Below are 16755 nucleotides of genomic sequence, written 5' to 3'. Positions count from 1 at the left end.
GCCGCACCCAGGCCCGTGACCTGGCGGTTTCGATCCTGGTGGATGTCTCGCTCTCCACCGAGGCGTGGCTGGAGGATCGCCGGGTGCTGGACGTGGCCAAGGAGGCACTGCTGGTGCTGGGCCACGGCCTGGCTGGCTGCGGCGATGACTATGCTATCCACAGCTTCACGTCCCGGCGTCGCCACAAGGTATGGGTCAATACCCTCAAGGCGTTCGATGAACCCATGGGTGATCGGGTCTCGCGGCGCATCGCCGCACTCAAGCCGGGCTCCTACACCCGCATGGGGCCGGCCATTCGTCACCTGACACGGCAGCTGGCCGAGTGCCCCAATCGCCATCGTCTTCTGCTGATGCTCACCGACGGCAAGCCCAACGACAACGACTACTACGAAGGGCGCTACGGCATCGAGGACACCCGCAAGGCGGTGTTCGAGGCGCGGCGCCAGGAGGTGCGGGTGTTCGGGGTGACCATCGACCGCGAGGCGGGGCAGTATATTCCCCACCTGTTCGGCCGCGGTGGCTATGCCATCGTGCAGCGTCCCGAACACCTCTCACTGGCGCTGCCCGGCATCTATCGCCAGATCATTGCCAACTGAGCCATCGTTCGTCGAGGAGGTATCCCGCCATGTCATCCCGTTCACGACTCCTGCTGGCCCTGATGGCCTGGTGCCTGGCCGCCGTGGCGGTGGTACTGCCACTGGTGTGGCTGATCAACAACCGCGACTGGGGCGTGGCGCTGATGCTGCTGGTGCCCTTCGTGGTCTACGGGCTGCTGTGCCTGGGGCGTGCCCTGGAGGGCTGGGCACGGGCGACAGCGCCGCCCTCGGGGCGGTGAGGCGGCAAACTTGCCGGCATACTCCACGCCGAACAGCACCCCCAGCGCCATGGCGGCGCCCAGCCACTGGCGGGCTCGGCGGATCCGTTCGTCGCTCACGGCCTCCCGGCCAGGGCCACGCAAAGCCCGCTGGTCAGCAGCAGCACCAGGGTATTGAGCCCGCCCATCAGCGGGTCGAGCTCTTGGTGGGAGGCGTCGAAGAGGGCCGTCGCCGCCACCCGTTCCGCGGCATAGAGCGCGAAGAAGGCGCTGAAGGCCAGCATTTCGCTGAGGATCAGCACCCACATCAGCGGGTTGCCGGGCAGCGTCGAGAGTGGCCCCCAGCCGGGGTTGGGCAGCTCGCGTGGCAAGGCGCGCTCGCTCATGCGTCCGCCAGGGTGACCCGGGCGCCGCCGAAGGCCAGGCTGAGTGGGTTGGCGACCGGCTGGTTGGCGGTCAGGCGGCTGATGCCCACGCCGCAGCGCGCCACCATCCAGATCAGGCAGGCGGTGAAGTAGATGTAGCCCAGCGCCCAGGGCGCCACGGCAGGGGCACCCACCAGCCCCAGCAGCTGCCAGGTGGCGACGAAGAGACCACCCCCCAGCATGCCCAGCCAGAAGGTGCGGATCTGGAACTGCAGGTGGCTCTGCACCCAGGGCTCGGCGCGACGGCGCTTGAGGTGGGCGACCAGCACGCCGATGGGCGCGGTGACCACGGCGAGCACGCTGCCCAGGAAGAGCATGTAGACGACGATGGCCGCGCCGCGGCCGCGGGCGGCCTTCTCGGGGTTGACGGAACCTTCGTGGGTCAGGGTGTGGGACATGGTGACACCTCATATCCGGCAGCCGGCCGGGCCCACAGCGGGGTTCCGGCAAATTGATGTATTTAAAATACTACTATAGCGCGAGGCGCGTCGGTTTTTCCTGGCCTGGATCAAGACACCCGGCCGAAAACGGGAATGCCACCCGCAGGTGGCATTCTCGTCCTCCGGTCCACGGTGTCACTCCTCGGTCTGCCGTGACCGCCGGCTCTCGGCATACTGCTCGGCAGGCCCCTGGATCTCCGGCAGGTAGCGATAGCGCTCCTCGCCGAGTTCAGGAACCCTCTGGCGCTCCATCCGGCGGATGGCACCGTGCATCCAGACCAGGGATACCGCTACCAGCACGAACAGCACCATGTAGGAACTGGTCCAGATGCCGGTGATGTCAAGTACAGCACCGAACATGATGGGCAGGAAGAAGCCGCCCAGGCCACCGATCATGCCGACCAGGCCGCCCACCGAGCCGACGTTCTCCGGATAGTAGACCGGAATATGCTTGTAGACGGCGGCCTTACCCAGCGACATGAAGAAGCCCAGCAGCACGGTGAGGACTACCACGGCCCATAGCGGCAGGATCATGGTGAACGCGATCTCGCCCTCCTTGCCCTGGATGACATAGCTGGTCTCGGGATAGGAAAGGAAGAACAGGCACACCAGCGAGGCGATGAAGGTCAGGTACATGATCGACCGGGCGCCATAGCGGTCCGACATCCACCCGCCCAGAGCGCGAAATACGCTGGCCGGCAGGGTGTAGAGCGCCGCCAGGGTGCCGGCCACGGCGATACTGACATCGTAGGCCCCGACGTAGTAGCGCGGCAGGTAGGAGGCCAGGGCGACGAAGGCGCCGAACACGAAGAAGTAGTAGAGGGCGAAGCGCCACACCTGCAGGTGCTTGAGCGGCTCCAGCTGGTCCCGGACGGAGGTGCCCTTGCCGCCCTGACCGCGCCGGGAGCGGGTCAGCGGATCCTCCTTGGAGAACACCCAGAAGCCCACGGCGACCACCGTCAGCACGATGGCGTAGACCACTGCGGTCTGTTCCCAGCCCAGTGCCACCAGCAGGAAGGGGGCGGCGAAGTTGGTCACCGCGGCCCCGGCGTTGCCGGCGCCGAAGATGCCGAGCGCCGTGCCCTGCTTCTCCTTCTCGAACCAGTAGGAGGTGTAGGCGATCCCCACGATGAAGGACCCCCCGGCCAGGCCCACCCCGAGTGCCGCGACCAGGAACATGGTGTAGGTTTGAACATAGGAGAGCATGAAGACGCAGAGTGCGGTGATCAGCATCAGGATGCTGAAGACGCGGCGACCGCCGAACTGCTCGGTCCAGATGCCCAGAAAGATGCGGCTGATGGAGCCGGTCAGTATCGGTGTGGCAACCAGGATGCCGAACTGGGTCTCGTTGAGCCCCAGGTCCTGCTTGATCTGGATCCCGATAATGGAAAAGATCGTCCACACAGCGAAGCAGGTGGTAAAGGCCAGGGTGCTGAGTCCCAGGGCCCGGTACTGCTGGGGTGGGGTCACCCCCTCGAGATGTTTCATGGTATTCCCCTCAGGCGAAGCATGAATGGTGCTGTCCAGTGTGGCGGTAGCCTGTCGATCGCCCTTGACCTGCATCAAGCGTCTGCCGCCAGTACCACGATATTTTTGGCTCTTATCCCCTAGTAGGTAGCGCCTGTAGTGACAGCCTGCTGCCGGGTCCTTCTTCGGACCCGGCTTTGTCCATTAGGGATTCTTCACGTAGGCGTTCTTGCGCAGATAGAACCACCAGTTGACAATCAAGCAGAGTGCGTAGAAGACCGCGAAGCCGTACATCGCCATCTCCGGCGTGCCGGCCTGGATCTGCTCGCCCATCACCCGCGGGGCGATGAAGGCGCCGTAGGCAGCCACTGCCGAGGTCCAGCCCAGCACCGGTCCCTTGCTCTGCTGATCGAAGATCACGCCGATGCTGCGGAAGGTAGAGCCATTGCCGATGCCGCTGGCAGCGAACAGCACGATGAACAGGATCAGAAAGATCGGGAAGTAGCTGTTGGGATCGGTGGCGTTGTACGCCAGCATCATCACGTAGCCCACGGCGGCGGACGCCAGCACCATCACCACGGAGATTGCCTGGGTGACCACGGCACCCCCGACCTTGTCGGAGATCCAGCCGCCCACCGGGCGGATCAGGGCGCCGACGAAGGGGCCGATCCAGGCCCAGGTCAGGGCGCTGGGAGCGTCCGGATTGACCACCCGCGTCACGCTACCGTCGGCGGCCACTTCCATCATGTTGCCGAAGATGACGTTGATGGAGAGCGGCAGCGCGGCGGAGAAGCCGATGAAGGAGCCGAAGGTGGCGATGTAGAGTACCGTCATCGCCCAGGTGTGCTTGTCGTTGAAGATCGCGAACTGCTTCTGGATGTTGGGCTGGATGTCGCCCGGAATCAGGCGCAGCGCGAAGACCGTGATCAGAATGGTCAGCGGCAGGGCGATCCACATGTTGAGCCAGACCAGCGCCAGCATGCCGATCACCGAGGTCACGAGCCCCACGCCATAGAGCCCCAGGATCTTGCCGAAGGCCTGGGCCGGCGTGCCCGGATTCGGGGTGATGGTGCGCAGGTTGTTCATGCCGAACCAGCCGGCGAAGGCCAGCGGGATCAGAAAGACCAGCCAGATGAAGGCAGCATTCTGGATCCAGGTGTCGGTGCCGGCCTCGATGCGCCCGATCAGGGTGCCGCTTGCACTTTCCAGTGCCATGGGTGCACCGGCCAGGCCGCCGAAGATGCCCACGGTCATCACCAGCGGAATCAGGATCTGCATGGTGGTGACGCCGAAGTTGCCGAGGCCCGCGTTCATGCCCAGGGCATAGCCCTGCTGCTTTTTCGGAAAGAACGTGGAGATGTTGCTCATGGAAGCCGCGAAGTTGCCGCCGCCGATGCCCGAGAGCAGCGCCAGCACCTGGAACATCCAGAAGGGCGTGTCCGGGTTCATCAGCGCGATGCCGGTGCCCAGGGCGGGAATCATCAGCAGGGCGGTGGTCAGGAAGATGGTGTTGCGCCCGCCGGCGATGCGAATCATGAAGGAGGCGGGAATGCGCAGGGTGGCGCCGGCAAGCCCGGCAAGGGCGGTCAGCGTGAACAGCTGATCGACGCTGTAGGGATAGCCCAGATTCTGCATCTGGGTGGTGATCATCCCCCACATCAGCCACACGGCGAAGCCCATCAGCAGGCTGGGAATGGAGATCCAGAGGTTGCGGTTGGCAACCTTCCTGCCCTCCTTCTCCCACAACTCCTCGTTCTCGACATCCCAGTGTTCGATGTCGGCATTCTTTCTGGTCATGGCCTTTCCCCTCAGAGCGCTTGCGTGAGGCCCCGGCCAGCGGTCGCGGTTGACCGATATCAAGGCACGGGGCTTTGTCGCGAAAGATACGCCTCGTCGGGAAACGGCGAAACGGGGTGAAAACGCCGGGAAATACACGGGATACCTCCAGCGAGGTAGGAGGTGAACGACGTCAGGTCATTGATATTGATAGATTTTTTGATGGATGGCGCGACCAGGGGAGAGGCGGCGGGCGCGCCGGAAGTCTTTGGAGGTATCCACACAGAATCTACTTGTCCACACCCTCCTGGACGGCCCATACCGCGGCTTCCACCCGCGAACGCAGGTTGAGCTTCTTGAGCAGATGCTTGACGTGCACCTTCACCGTGCCCTCGGTGATGTCGAGCTTGCGGGCGATCAGCTTGTTGGAGAGGCCGGCGGCCAGTTCGCGCAGGATCTCGCGCTCGCGCTGGGTCAGGCTGTGGATATCCGGGGCTGCCGGCTGGTTGCGCTGGCTGCGCAGGGCCTCGGCCAGCAGCGTGGTGAGGCTCTCGCTGATCACCATGCGACCCAGGGCCGCCTGGCGCAGCTGGCGTACCATCTCGTCGGGATCCATGTCCTTGAGCAGGTAGCCGTCGGCGCCGCTACGCAGGGCAGCTACCACGTCCTCCTCGTGGTCCGAGACGGTGAACATCACGATGCGTCCGGCATAGCCCTGCTCGCGAAGCTCCTTCAGGGTGGCGATGCCGTCCAGACCGGGCATGTTGAGGTCGAGCAGGATCATGTCGGGGTCGAGTTCGTCGGCGAGCCGGATGCCGACCTCCGGCTCGCCCGCCTCGCCGGCCAGATGCAGGTCATCTTCCAGCTCGAGCAGCTGGGCCACGCCACGGCGTAGCAGCGGATGGTCGTCGATGAGCAGGATTGTGGCAGGGCTGTCGTGATCGATGCGGGTCATCCTGGCGAGTTCCTGTGTTCGTATGGGGGGGCGGTTGTGTCAGGCCCGTTGGCCGGCTGCTGGGCGATCAAGCGTGCGGTCTGGGGAGAGAAGGCGAGCTCGACCAGGGTGCCGCCGGCCTGGCGGTTGCGCACCGCGAACTCGCCGCCCAGGGTTTCGGCACGATCGCGCATGATCACCAACCCGTAGTGCATGGGTGGCGAGCCGTCTTCCGGCAGTCCGATGCCGTCGTCCTCGACCATGACATGCAGCCGTGCCTGCTGGAAGCGCACCGTGACCGCTGCCCAGTGGGCGCGGGCATGCTTGTGGATGTTGGCCAGCGCCTCGCGGACCACCTGCAACACATGGATCTCCTCGTTGGGATTGAGCAGGTGCGGCGGCACGTCGAAGAACAGCTCCACCTGGCAGCCCAGCCGCTCGGCGAATTCCTCGGTGGTCTGGCGCAGGGCGCTCTGCAGGCCGGGGCCCTCGAGCTTGAGGCGGAAGGTGGTGAGCAGCTCGCGCAGCTGACGATAGGCGCTGTCGAGCCCGGTGCGCAGCTCGCCGAATACCGCCGTCTGGGCCTCGCGGGGCATCTCCCTGGCCTGCATGCGTTCGAGCCTGGCGACCTGCATCTTGAGGTAGGAGAGTGACTGGGCCAGGGAGTCGTGGAGTTCCCGCGCGATGATGGTGCGCTCGTTCATGAGGGTCACCTGTTGCTGCGCCTCAATGCGCCGCTGCAGGTAGACCGCCGTAGCCAGCTGGTCGGTCAGGGCGTTGAGCAGCCGCCGGGTGCTGTCAGTGAGCTCGCGGCCCTCGGGATACCAGACCTCGAGGGTGCCGAGGAGGGTCGCGCCGACGCTCACCGGCAGCAGCAGGCACTCCGCCTCGCCGGTCTCGGAGAGTTCCAGGGGCTCGGGGTCGAGCAGGCAGGCATGGCAGTCGTGGTTGCGACAGTAGGTCGGGCGGCTGCGCGAGTGGGTGGCCAGTATCGGCACCTCGCGGTCGTCGAAGGGATCATGCAGCGAGAGCCGGATCGGGCCGATGTCGAGCAGCTGCTCGATGCGGCGCAGCACGGGAGCGGCGCTGGCGCAGAGGTCGTTGCCGCCGCCGTAGAGAGCCCGGCTGCCGTCGTGGAGCACCTGCATGACCTGGTTGCTGCGCTCGAGCTCGGCCTTCTTGCGCGAGACGCGCTCCTCCAGCGCCGCGTAGCTGGCGGCGAGCTCCTCGGCCATGCCGTCGAAGGTGCGGCCCAGCAGGGCCAGCTCGTCGCTGCCCTTGAGTCGGGTGCGGTAGCGAAAGTTGCGGCGGCCGGCCTCACGGGCCAACACCACCAGCTGGTGCAGCGGGGCCACCAGGTTGTGGCGGATATCGTAGAGGGCGATCGTGACCACCACGGCGGTCAGCGTCAGAAAGAGAATCTGCAGCACGCTGAGCAGGCGGATCTTGGCTTCGCTGTTCTGCTCCAGTTGGGTAACCAGCTGGTCGATGTCACCCACCAGGCCGTCCAGGATCTGGCGCAGTGGTTCGACTTCCAGTCCCCCGCCGGCAATGGCGCGGGCCACCTGAGGCGCCAGCGCCTCGTTCCAGCGTGCCTGGAGCATCCGGTACTGCTCCTGCAAGGGGTGGTCTTCGGCCTCGGGTAGGGCCTGGGTCAGCCGGGGGCTGTTGAGCCGCTCGCGAAAGCGTTCGCTCAGCACCTCGACCCTGTCGTGCTGCGATGCCTCGGGCTGCCGTTCATAGCGCTGCAGGGCCGCAACGATCTGGTAGGTGTTCATGCGCAGCGAACCGGCCACGTTGATGGCGGCGGCATCACCGCGGCTGCCGTTGGCCACTATCATGGTGACCACGATACTGATCAGTGCCATGGCGCTGATCGCCAGCAGCGAAGCGATGATGCGGGCCACCAGGGAACGTTGCAGCAGTTTCATCGGCGGGAGGGTCCTTCGCGCGGCGTACGAGCATGACGTCAAGGTTTCACTATACCCTAGTGGGTAGGGGGCGCTCCCTCAAAGGTGTACCTCCCTTGCCCTTTTGACCCTGCCACCGGGGCTCCCGAGAATTCAACCATATTCCTCGAGCCCCGGCCCCCATGTCTCGCGCCCCCGATTCCCTCCCGAATGTGCCCCGCGATGCGCCGGTTGACGGCGAATCGGCACCCCCGGGCTACCGTTCCCTGGTGGTGGTCGTGCTCTCGCCGCTGGCTTTTGCCCTGGTCTTCGCCTGCTGGACCCTGTTCGCCGTGCTCGGCGTGGAGCTCCGCCGGGACCTGGTCCTGGGAAGCGTCGGCTTCGCGGTGCTGCTGGCCATGCCGATGCTCGCCGGGGCCCTGGCCAGCCTGCCCATGGCGCTGTTGGCACGGCGGTATGGTGGACGTCGGGTGATGCTCGGCTGCCTGCTGCTGATCTGTCCCTTCCTGTGGTGGGTCAGCCAGGCGCATCACTACCTGGAGTTCCTGCTGGCCGGCCTGGGGCTGGGGCTGGGAGCCGGCGCCCTGGCCGCCGGTCTGGTCTATGTGGCGGAACTGGGGCCGCCGCGCCATGCCGGCCTGGCGCTGGGCCTCTACGGGGCCGGCATGGTGGGGGCGGGGCTGAGCTACCTGCTGCTGCCACTGGTAAGCCAGGCCTATGGCTGGCGCATGGCGCCGCTGCTCTACCTGCTGCCGGTGCTGCTGGTGGCGGCCCTGCTGTGGCTGTTTGCCGATGACGGCGACACGCCAGCGGTGATCGACGAAACGGAGGATGACGAGGCGCCACCGGCACGGGCGTCGCCGAGAACGCGAGCCGTGCATCTGGCCGCCCGCCTTGCCGACTGGCAGCTGTGGCGGCTGGCGATCACCTACAGCTTCTTCTTCGGCGCCTTCGTGGCCCTGGCGCTGTGGCTGCCCGGTCATCTGGCGGCTCGCTACGGCCTCTCGCTGCAGGCCGCGGCCCTCTGGGCCCTGCCCTTCACGCTCGCCGTCGGGGCGGGCCAGGTGGTCGGGGGCGCGCTGGCCGATTGGCGCGACTTCCGCAGCCTGCGCTGGTGGGTCAGCGCCTTCGTGCTGGTCTGCCTCTTCCTGCTCTCCTACCCCCCCTTCTCCATGCGCATCGAGGGCGTGCATGGCGAACTGACGCTGCACTATGCGGCCCCGCTATGGGGCTTCCTGGGGCTGCTGGTGGCCATGGGTGTCGCCATGGGCATGGGGCAGGGCAGCCTGATGCGGCTGATTCACCGTGATCATGGCGGCGACATGGCCCTGGCGGGCGGGCTGGCACTGACGCTGGGCGGGCTCTTCGCCGCCCTGCTGCCGCCGGTCTTCGTGCTGGGTAGCCAGTGGCTGGGGGTGCGCACCGCCGGCTTCATGTTCCTCTACGCTGCCCTGGTGGCGTGCATGCTGGTGATGGTAGCCGACCATGCGCGAGGCCCGGGTCGTGCACGCTGAATTCACCGGTCTAACCCTTCCTTCACCGGCGCCTATCCCCTTGGAGGTAGGGGGCATGTATATGGAGGTAACCGGGCAGTATTCCGCCTTCCAATCCCCCAGAATTCCCCCCATGGAAGCTGCCTGAGCCCTGCGAGGGAGCGGCAGTCCGAGTGGCCCGGGGTGGCCACGCATCTTTTCAGGAGCCTGGAGAGCGACCATGAGTCACTTCATCGATCGGCTGAACTTCTTCCGCAAGGCCCGCGAACCCTTCGCCAACGAGCATGGCGAGGTCCGCCAGGAGTCCCGCGAGTGGGAGAACGGCTACCGGCAGCGCTGGCAGCACGACAAGGTGGTGCGGTCTACCCACGGGGTGAACTGCACCGGTTCATGCAGTTGGAAGATCTACGTCAAGAACGGCCTGGTCACCTGGGAGACCCAGCAGACCGACTACCCGCGTACCCGGCCGGACCTGCCCAACCATGAACCTCGAGGCTGCCCGCGCGGCGCCAGTTACTCCTGGTACATGTACAGCGCCAACCGCCTCAAGTACCCGCTGATCAGAAAGCCGCTGCTCAAGCTGTGGCGCGAGGCCCTCGACGCCAAGGGCGATCCGGTCGATGCCTGGGCCTCCATCGTCGAGGACCCTGAAAAGACCAAGGAATACAAGCGGGCCCGCGGCATGGGTGGCTTCGTGCGCGCCGACTGGGACGAGCTCAACGAGCTGATCGCCGCGTCCAACGTCTACACCGCCAAGCAGTTCGGCCCGGACCGCATCATCGGCTTTTCGCCGATCCCCGCGATGTCCATGGTCAGCTATGCCGCCGGCAGCCGCTACCTGTCGCTGATCGGCGGCGTCTGCATGAGCTTCTACGACTGGTACTGCGACCTGCCACCGGCCTCGCCGATGACCTGGGGCGAGCAGACCGACGTGCCCGAGTCGGCCGACTGGTACAACTCCGGCTACATCATCGCCTGGGGGTCCAACGTGCCCCAGACCCGTACCCCGGATGCCCACTTCTTCACCGAGGTGCGTTACAAGGGCACCAAGACCGTCTCCATCACCCCGGACTATGCCGAGGTGTCCAAGCTCACCGACGAGTGGCTCTCCGCCAAGCAGGGCACCGATGCCGCCCTGGCCATGGCCATGGGGCACGTGATCCTCAAGGAGTTCCACCTCGACAAGCCCAGTGCCTACTTCACCGATTACGTACGCCGGTACACCGACATGCCCTTCCTGGTCGAGCTCGAGGCCCGCGAGGACGGCAGCTACGCCCCGGGGCGTCAGCTGCGCGCCAGCGACTTCGATGCCAGCCTGGGTCAGGACAACAACCCCGAGTGGAAGACCGTCGCCTGGGACGAGACCCGCGACCAGCTGGTGGTGCCGCGGGGTTCCATCGGCTTCCGCTGGGGCGAGACCGGGGACGAGGTCGGCAAGTGGAACCTCGATTCGCTGGATGCCGAGGGGGCCGAGATCAAGCCGCTGCTGACCCTGGCCGACCACCACGATAGCGTGGCCAGTGTGGCATTCCCCTACTTCGGCGGTATCGAGCATGAGCACTTCGAGCATGTGAAGGGCGAAGGCGTGGGCGCCGCGGATGACCTGCTGTTCCACAACCTGCCCGTCAAGAAAATGAAGAAGGCCGACGGCAGCGAGATGCTGGCGGTCACCGTGTTCGACCTGATGTGTGCCAACTACGGCATCGACCGTGGCTTCAGCGGTAAAGGCGAAGATGACGGGGCGACGTCCTACGACCAGGTTCGCCCCTATACGCCGGCCTGGCAGGAGAAGATCACCGGCGTGCCCGCCGAGCAGGCCACCCGCATCGCCCGTGAGTTTGCCGACAACGCCGACAAGACTCAGGGTCGCAGCATGATCATCGTGGGTGCCGGCATGAACCACTGGTACCACATGGACATGAACTACCGCGGCCTGATCAACATGCTGGTCATGTGCGGCTGCATCGGCCAGAGCGGTGGCGGTTGGGCCCACTACGTGGGTCAGGAGAAACTGCGCCCGCAGACCGGTTGGCTGCCGCTGGCCTTCGGCCTCGACTGGCAGCGTCCGCCGCGCCACATGAACTCCACCTCCTTCTTCTACAGTCACTCTTCCCAGTGGCGCTACGAGAAGCTGGAGATCAAGGAGATCCTCTCGCCGCTGGCCAAGGCCGAGGACTACCCCGGGAGCCTGATCGACTTCAACGTGCGCTCCGAGCGCATGGGCTGGCTGCCCTCCGCCCCTCAGCTGGGTACCAATCCGCTGCGCCTGGCGAAGAAGGCCGAGGACGCCGGGATGTCCACCAAGGACTATGCCGTTCAGCAACTCAAGAGTGGCGAGCTCTCCTTTGCGTCGGAAGACCCGGATGCCCCGGAGAACTTCCCCCGCAACATGTTCATCTGGCGCTCCAACCTGCTGGGCAGCTCCGGCAAGGGCCACGAGTACATGCTCAAGTACCTGCTGGGCACTCGCCATGGCATCCAGGGCAAGGATCTGGGCGACTTCGGTGGCCAGAAGCCCGAAGAGGTCAAGTGGCACGACGAGGCACCGGAGGGCAAGCTCGATCTGCTGGTGACGCTGGACTTCCGCATGTCCACCACCTGCCTCTACTCGGATATCGTGCTGCCCACGGCGACCTGGTACGAGAAGGACGACCTCAACACCTCCGACATGCACCCCTTCATCCACCCGCTCACCGCGGCCACCGACCCGGCGTGGGAGTCGCGCAGCGACTGGGAGATCTACAAGGGCATCGCCAGGGCCTTCTCCCAGGTCTGTGTGGGCCACCTGGGCGAGGAGACCGACCTGGTCACCCTGCCGCACCAGCACGACTCCCCCGCCGAACTGGCCCAGGTCGACGTGAAGGACTGGAAGAAGGGCGAGTGCGAGCCGCTCCCGGGCAAGACCATGCCGGCACTGATCGAGGTCAAGCGCAACTACCCCGAGACCTACGAGCGCTTCACCTCCGTGGGTCCGCTGCTGGAGAGCATCGGCAATGGCGGCAAGGGCATCAGCTGGAACACCGAATCCGAAGTCGAGCTGCTCGGCAAGCTCAACCATCGCAAGCTGGATGGGCCGCACAAGGGACGTCCGCAGATCGAGAGTGCCGTGGACGCCGCCGAGATGGTGCTGACCCTGGCGCCGGAGACCAACGGCCAGGTGGCCGTGAAGGCCTGGGGCGCGCTGTCCAAGATCACCGGACGGGATCACACCCACCTGGCGCATCCCAAGGAGGAGGAGAAGATCCGCTTCCGCGACATCGTCGCCCAGCCGCGCAAGATCATCTCCAGTCCGACCTGGTCGGGCCTCGAGGACGAGCACGTCTCCTACAACGCCGGCTACACCAACGTCCACGAGCTGATCCCGTGGCGCACCGTCAGCGGTCGCCAGCAGTTCTACCAGGATCACCCCTGGATGCGCGCCTTCGGCGAGAGCCTGCTAGTCTACCGTCCGCCGATCGACACCAAGGCAGCCAAGGGCTTCAAGCTGCCCGAGGACAACGGCAACCCGAGCAAGGCGCTGAACTTCATCACGCCGCACCAGAAGTGGGGTATCCACTCCACCTACAGCGACAACCTGATGATGCTGACGCTCAACCGCGGTGGCCCGGTGGTCTGGCTGTCCGAACCCGATGCGGCATCGATCGGCATCGAGGACAACGACTGGATCGAGGTCTACAACGCCAACGGCGCCATCGCGGCGCGGGCGATCGTCAGCCAGCGGGTCAAGGACGGCATGGTGATGATGTACCACGCCCAGGAGCGCAACGTGAACGTGCCCGGCTCCGAGATCACCGGCACCCGCGGCGGCATCCACAACTCCGTGACCCGCGTCTGCCCCAAGCCGACCCACATGATCGGCGGCTATGCGCAGCTCTCCTACAGCTTCAACTACTACGGCACGGTCGGTTCCAACCGCGACGAATTCGTTCTTGTCCGCAAGATGAAGAACGTCGACTGGCTGGATGAAGAGGGCAATGACACCGTGCAGGAGGCCGTGAAATGAAGATTCGTTCCCAGGTAGGCATGGTCCTCAACCTCGACAAGTGCATCGGCTGCCACACCTGCTCGGTGACCTGCAAGAACGTCTGGACCAGCCGTGAAGGCGTCGAGTACGCCTGGTTCAACAACGTCGAGACCAAGCCCGGCATCGGCTATCCCAAGGAGTGGGAGAACCAGCACAAGTGGAAGGGCGGCTGGCTGCGTCGCAAGGATGGCCGTATCGAGCCACGCATCGGCGGCAAGTGGCGGGTATTGGCGAACATCTTCGCCAATCCCGACCTGCCGGAGATCGACGACTACTACGAGCCGTTCACCTTCGATTACCAGCACCTGCATACCGCCAAGATCGGCAAGCACCAGCCGGTGGCGCGCCCCCGGTCGCTGATCTCCGGCGAGCGCATGAACAAGATCGAGTGGGGCCCGAACTGGGAGGAGATTCTCGGCACCGAGTTCGCCAAGCGGCGCAAGGATGCCAACTTCGAGAAGATCCAGGCCGACATCTACGGCCAGTTCGAGAACACTTTCATGATGTATCTGCCGCGACTCTGCGAGCACTGCCTCAACCCGACCTGCGTGGCGTCGTGCCCGAGTGGCGCGATCTACAAGCGCGAGGAGGACGGCATCGTCCTGATCGACCAGGACAAGTGCCGCGGCTGGCGGATGTGTATCTCCGGCTGCCCGTACAAGAAGATCTACTACAACTGGAAGACCGGAAAGTCCGAGAAGTGCATCTTCTGCTATCCGCGCATCGAGGCCGGCCAGCCGACCGTCTGCTCCGAGACCTGCGTGGGCCGGATTCGCTACCTCGGTGTGCTGCTCTACGATGCCGACCGCATCGAGGAGGTGGCGAGCTCGCCGGACGAGCGTGACCTCTACCATCGCCAGCGCGAGATCTTCCTGGACCCCAATGACCCGGAGGTCATCGCCCAGGCCAGGCAGGACGGTATTCCCGACAACGTCATCAAGGCCGCCCAGGCCTCGCCGGTCTACAAGCTGGCCATGGACTGGGGCCTGGCGCTGCCGCTGCATCCCGAGTACCGCACCCTGCCCATGGTCTGGTACGTGCCGCCGCTGTCGCCGATCCAGTCCGCCGCCGAGGCAGGCAACGTCGAGTTCGACGGCGTGATGCCCAAGATCGAGTCGCTGCGCATTCCGGTCAAGTATCTGGCCAACATGCTGACCGCCGGCGAAGAAGAGCCCGTGGTGCTGGCGCTAAAGCGGCTGATGGCCATGCGTCTCTACATGCGCGGCAAGCACGTCGAGGGCAAGGCCGAGACCGAGGTGCTGGAGAGCGTAGGGCTCAGCGAAGCCCAGGTGGAGGACATGTACCGGTACCTGGCCATCGCCAACTACGAGGATCGCTTCGTGATCCCCACCAGCCACCGCGAGATGGCCACCGAGGCCTTCCCGGAGCGTGGCGGCTGCGGCTTCAGCTTCGGCGACGGCTGCCATGGCGACAGCAGCGAGAGCCTCTTCGGTGGACGCAAGACGACCACCACCCTGGTCAAGCCGGTGGAAACCTATGACCCGCACGCCGAGGAGGTCCGTCATGGCTGAGGCAGCGATGCAACACATTGCCGCGGAGCCGGACATGCTGAGCCTGCGCGTGCTGGCCCGGCTGCTCGACTATCCCTCTGCGGAGCTCCAGGCCGCCGCGCCGGAAATGATCGAGATCCTCGACGCCGAGCGCCGCTGGGAGGCGGCACTGCGCGCTCGCCTGATGGACTGGTGCCAGCGCCTGCTGGAGGCCGACCTGATGGAGTTGCAGGCTGAATACGTGGCGCTGTTCGACAAGGGGCGCGCCACCTCGCTGCTGCTCTTCGAGCACGTACATGGCGAGTCCCGCGAACGCGGCCAGGCGATGGTCGACCTGATGAACGAGTACAGCGCCGCCGGCTTCGAGCTCGATGCCCGTGAGCTGCCCGATTACCTGCCGCTGTTCCTGGAGTACCTCTCGACCCGCCCGGAGGCCGACATCGGCCGCTGGCTGGGCGAGATCCGCCATATCCTGGCGCTGATCGCCGCCCGGCTGGAGGAGCGCGACGTCGACCATGCCCTGGTGCCGCTGGCGCTGCTGGCGCTGATCGGTGCCGACGGGGACGTCGACGCCCACCGCGAGACGGTGAAGGACGAAGCCCCCGATGATACCCCCGAGGCGCTGGACGAGGTCTGGGAGGAGGAGGCCGTGCGCTTCAGTGCCGACTCCGATCAGGACTGTGCCCTGCAATCCGCCGAGGGTCGGCGGCTGGCCGAGCGCAAGAACGTCACCCAGAGCGAGGCGGTGCGGGTACTCGACCCCGCCGCTCCCGCCCGGAAACACTGAACGGAGACCCGTCATGAACTATCTCAACACCCTGCTGTTCGGGCTCTTCCCCTACCTGGCCGGTAGCATCTTCCTGATCGGTAGCCTGCTGCGTTTCGACCACGGCCAGTACACCTGGAAGGCCGGCTCGAGCCAGATGCTGACCTCGAGGAACATGCGGCTGGCCAGCAACCTCTTCCACGTCGGCATCATCGTCATCTTCTTCGGTCACCTGGTGGGCCTGCTGACGCCTCACTGGCTCTACGAGCCTTTCATCAGCGCGGGTGCCAAGCAGGTCGTAGCCATCATCATCGGCGGTGTCGCCGGCGTGATGTGTCTGGTGGGCGGCGCCATGCTGGCCTTTCGCCGCCTCACCAACCCGCGGGTCCGCGCCTCCTCCAGCCCGATGGATACCTTCATCATCGTGCTGCTGGTCGTGCAGGTCTCGCTGGGCCTGCTGACCATCATCCCGGCCCTGGGTCACCTGGACGGCAGCGTGATGATCCAGCTTGCCGGCTGGGCACAGTCCATCGTCTTCTTCCAGGGCGGCGCGGCTCAATATCTGGATGGCGTGAGCTTCATCTACAAGCTGCACATCCTGGTGGGCCTGACCATCATCCTGGTCTTCCCCTTCACCCGTCTGGTCCACGTCTGGAGCGTGCCCTTCGGTTATGTGACTCGCCGCTATCAGCTCGTGCGGCGTAGAGGGTAAGGAGTTTCCATCATGCAGAAGATCGATATCGAGCAGATCCCCGGGGGCGCCAGTCCCCCGCCCATCCGGGTCGGCGAGACCACCCTCGAGGAGGCCGCCATTGCCGAGGAGATGCAATACCACCCGGCGGATAGCGCTGGCACGGCCCAGCTCAAGGCGGCCCGCGCCCTGGTGGTGCGGGAGCTGCTGCGCCAGCGGGCGGCGGTGCTGGGCATGGCCGAGGTCGCCGGCGAGGCAATCGACGAGGCCGATGCGGCCATCGCCGAGCTGCTGGAGCGTGAGCTGGAGGTGCCCGAGCCCGCCGAAGAGGACTGCCAGCGCTTCCACGCCGCTCACCCCGAACGCTTCAGCGAGCCGACCCGCCTGCGCGTGCGCCATGTGCTGCTGGCCGCCGCCCCGGACGACGCGCCGGCCCGCGACGCCGGCTATCGCCTGGGCGAGAAGTTGGTCCGCGAGCTGCAGGCAGTCCCCGAGCGCTTCACC

General features: G+C 65.7%; 13 protein-coding genes and 1 pseudogene. 8 read left to right on the top strand and 6 right to left on the bottom strand.

The annotated features are described in order from the left end of the window. Positions 1–596 (top strand): VWA domain-containing protein (locus tag RI841_RS06015; protein ID WP_310704677.1); only part of this gene is annotated, 596 nt, incomplete at its 5' end. 29 nt (positions 597–625) lie between these two features. Next, positions 626–835, top strand: coding sequence for a hypothetical protein (locus RI841_RS06010; RefSeq protein WP_310704676.1), 210 nt, complete (start codon positions 626–628; stop codon positions 833–835). 95 nt (positions 836–930) lie between these two features. Here the strand turns inward: RI841_RS06010 and RI841_RS06005 are convergent, their stop codons facing one another. The 6 genes from RI841_RS06005 to RI841_RS05980 all read right to left on the bottom strand — a co-directional run bounded on the left by RI841_RS06005 (position 931) and on the right by RI841_RS05980 (position 7787). Continuing rightward, positions 931–1200 carry a hypothetical protein gene (locus RI841_RS06005; protein WP_310704675.1) on the bottom strand — a complete coding sequence of 90 codons (270 nt, stop codon included), beginning with the start codon at positions 1198–1200 and terminating at the stop codon, positions 931–933. Continuing rightward, positions 1197–1637: a hypothetical protein gene (locus RI841_RS06000; RefSeq protein WP_310704674.1), complete on the bottom strand. Its 441-nt coding sequence runs from the start codon at positions 1635–1637 to the stop codon at positions 1197–1199. Before RI841_RS06000 ends, RI841_RS06005 begins: the two co-directional genes overlap by 4 nt. Before the next feature lie 177 nt (positions 1638–1814). After that, the gene (locus RI841_RS05995; protein ID WP_310704673.1) at positions 1815–3167 is read right to left on the bottom strand and encodes a nitrate/nitrite transporter; all 1353 of its coding nucleotides are present in this window, start codon (positions 3165–3167) and stop codon (positions 1815–1817) included. A 183-nt stretch (positions 3168–3350) separates the two neighbouring features. Beyond that, entirely contained in the window at positions 3351–4943 is a 1593-nt protein-coding gene (locus tag RI841_RS05990; protein WP_310704672.1) for an MFS transporter, read from the bottom strand. 268 nt (positions 4944–5211) lie between these two features. Next, positions 5212–5877, bottom strand: a complete 666-nt coding sequence (gene narL / locus RI841_RS05985) for a two-component system response regulator NarL (protein WP_310704671.1) — start codon at positions 5875–5877, stop codon at positions 5212–5214. Beyond that, the gene (locus RI841_RS05980) at positions 5874–7787 is read right to left on the bottom strand and encodes a type IV pili methyl-accepting chemotaxis transducer N-terminal domain-containing protein (protein WP_310704670.1); all 1914 of its coding nucleotides are present in this window, start codon (positions 7785–7787) and stop codon (positions 5874–5876) included. Before RI841_RS05980 ends, narL begins: the two co-directional genes overlap by 4 nt. A gap of 161 nt (positions 7788–7948) precedes the next feature. Between RI841_RS05980 and RI841_RS05975 the strand changes: the two genes are divergently transcribed. The 6 genes and pseudogenes from RI841_RS05975 to RI841_RS05950 form a co-directional block, all read left to right on the top strand. After that, complete coding sequence (locus RI841_RS05975; protein ID WP_310704669.1) at positions 7949–9280, top strand: MFS transporter; 1332 nt, start codon at positions 7949–7951, stop codon at positions 9278–9280. Between the two features lie 199 nt (positions 9281–9479). Beyond that, positions 9480–13262 carry a nitrate reductase subunit alpha gene (locus RI841_RS05970; protein ID WP_310704668.1) on the top strand — a complete coding sequence of 1261 codons (3783 nt, stop codon included), beginning with the start codon at positions 9480–9482 and terminating at the stop codon, positions 13260–13262. Beyond that, positions 13259–14815 (top strand): nitrate reductase subunit beta, encoded by a 1557-nt coding sequence (gene narH / locus RI841_RS05965; RefSeq protein WP_310704667.1) that lies wholly within the window; start codon positions 13259–13261, stop codon positions 14813–14815. Before RI841_RS05970 ends, narH begins: the two co-directional genes overlap by 4 nt. Beyond that, positions 14808–15581 carry a nitrate reductase molybdenum cofactor assembly chaperone gene (gene narJ / locus RI841_RS05960; protein ID WP_310704666.1) on the top strand — a complete coding sequence of 258 codons (774 nt, stop codon included), beginning with the start codon at positions 14808–14810 and terminating at the stop codon, positions 15579–15581. Before narH ends, narJ begins: the two co-directional genes overlap by 8 nt. Before the next feature lie 13 nt (positions 15582–15594). After that, entirely contained in the window at positions 15595–16272 is a 678-nt protein-coding gene (gene narI, locus RI841_RS05955; protein ID WP_310704665.1) for a respiratory nitrate reductase subunit gamma, read from the top strand. Between the two features lie 12 nt (positions 16273–16284). Further along, positions 16285–16755 (top strand): annotated as a pseudogene (locus tag RI841_RS05950) (peptidylprolyl isomerase); the annotation flags it as partial.

The sequence above is a fragment of the Halomonas sp. genome, from assembly GCF_031581305.1.
Taxonomy (GTDB): Bacteria; Pseudomonadota; Gammaproteobacteria; order Pseudomonadales; family Halomonadaceae; genus Halomonas.
Note: the sequence above shows the minus strand (reverse complement) of the source record. Positions and strands in the feature narration are given on the sequence as shown.

Coding starts and splice junctions, on each gene's coding strand:
- RI841_RS06010 (WP_310704676.1), top strand. CDS start 626: ATGTCATCCCGTTCACGACTCCTGCTGGCCCTGATGGCCTGGTGCCTG.
- RI841_RS06005 (WP_310704675.1), bottom strand. CDS start 1,200: ATGAGCGAGCGCGCCTTGCCACGCGAGCTGCCCAACCCCGGCTGGGGG.
- RI841_RS06000 (WP_310704674.1), bottom strand. CDS start 1,637: ATGTCCCACACCCTGACCCACGAAGGTTCCGTCAACCCCGAGAAGGCC.
- RI841_RS05995 (WP_310704673.1), bottom strand. CDS start 3,167: ATGAAACATCTCGAGGGGGTGACCCCACCCCAGCAGTACCGGGCCCTG.
- RI841_RS05990 (WP_310704672.1), bottom strand. CDS start 4,943: ATGACCAGAAAGAATGCCGACATCGAACACTGGGATGTCGAGAACGAG.
- narL (WP_310704671.1), bottom strand. CDS start 5,877: ATGACCCGCATCGATCACGACAGCCCTGCCACAATCCTGCTCATCGAC.
- RI841_RS05980 (WP_310704670.1), bottom strand. CDS start 7,787: ATGAAACTGCTGCAACGTTCCCTGGTGGCCCGCATCATCGCTTCGCTG.
- RI841_RS05975 (WP_310704669.1), top strand. CDS start 7,949: ATGTCTCGCGCCCCCGATTCCCTCCCGAATGTGCCCCGCGATGCGCCG.
- RI841_RS05970 (WP_310704668.1), top strand. CDS start 9,480: ATGAGTCACTTCATCGATCGGCTGAACTTCTTCCGCAAGGCCCGCGAA.
- narH (WP_310704667.1), top strand. CDS start 13,259: ATGAAGATTCGTTCCCAGGTAGGCATGGTCCTCAACCTCGACAAGTGC.
- narJ (WP_310704666.1), top strand. CDS start 14,808: ATGGCTGAGGCAGCGATGCAACACATTGCCGCGGAGCCGGACATGCTG.
- narI (WP_310704665.1), top strand. CDS start 15,595: ATGAACTATCTCAACACCCTGCTGTTCGGGCTCTTCCCCTACCTGGCC.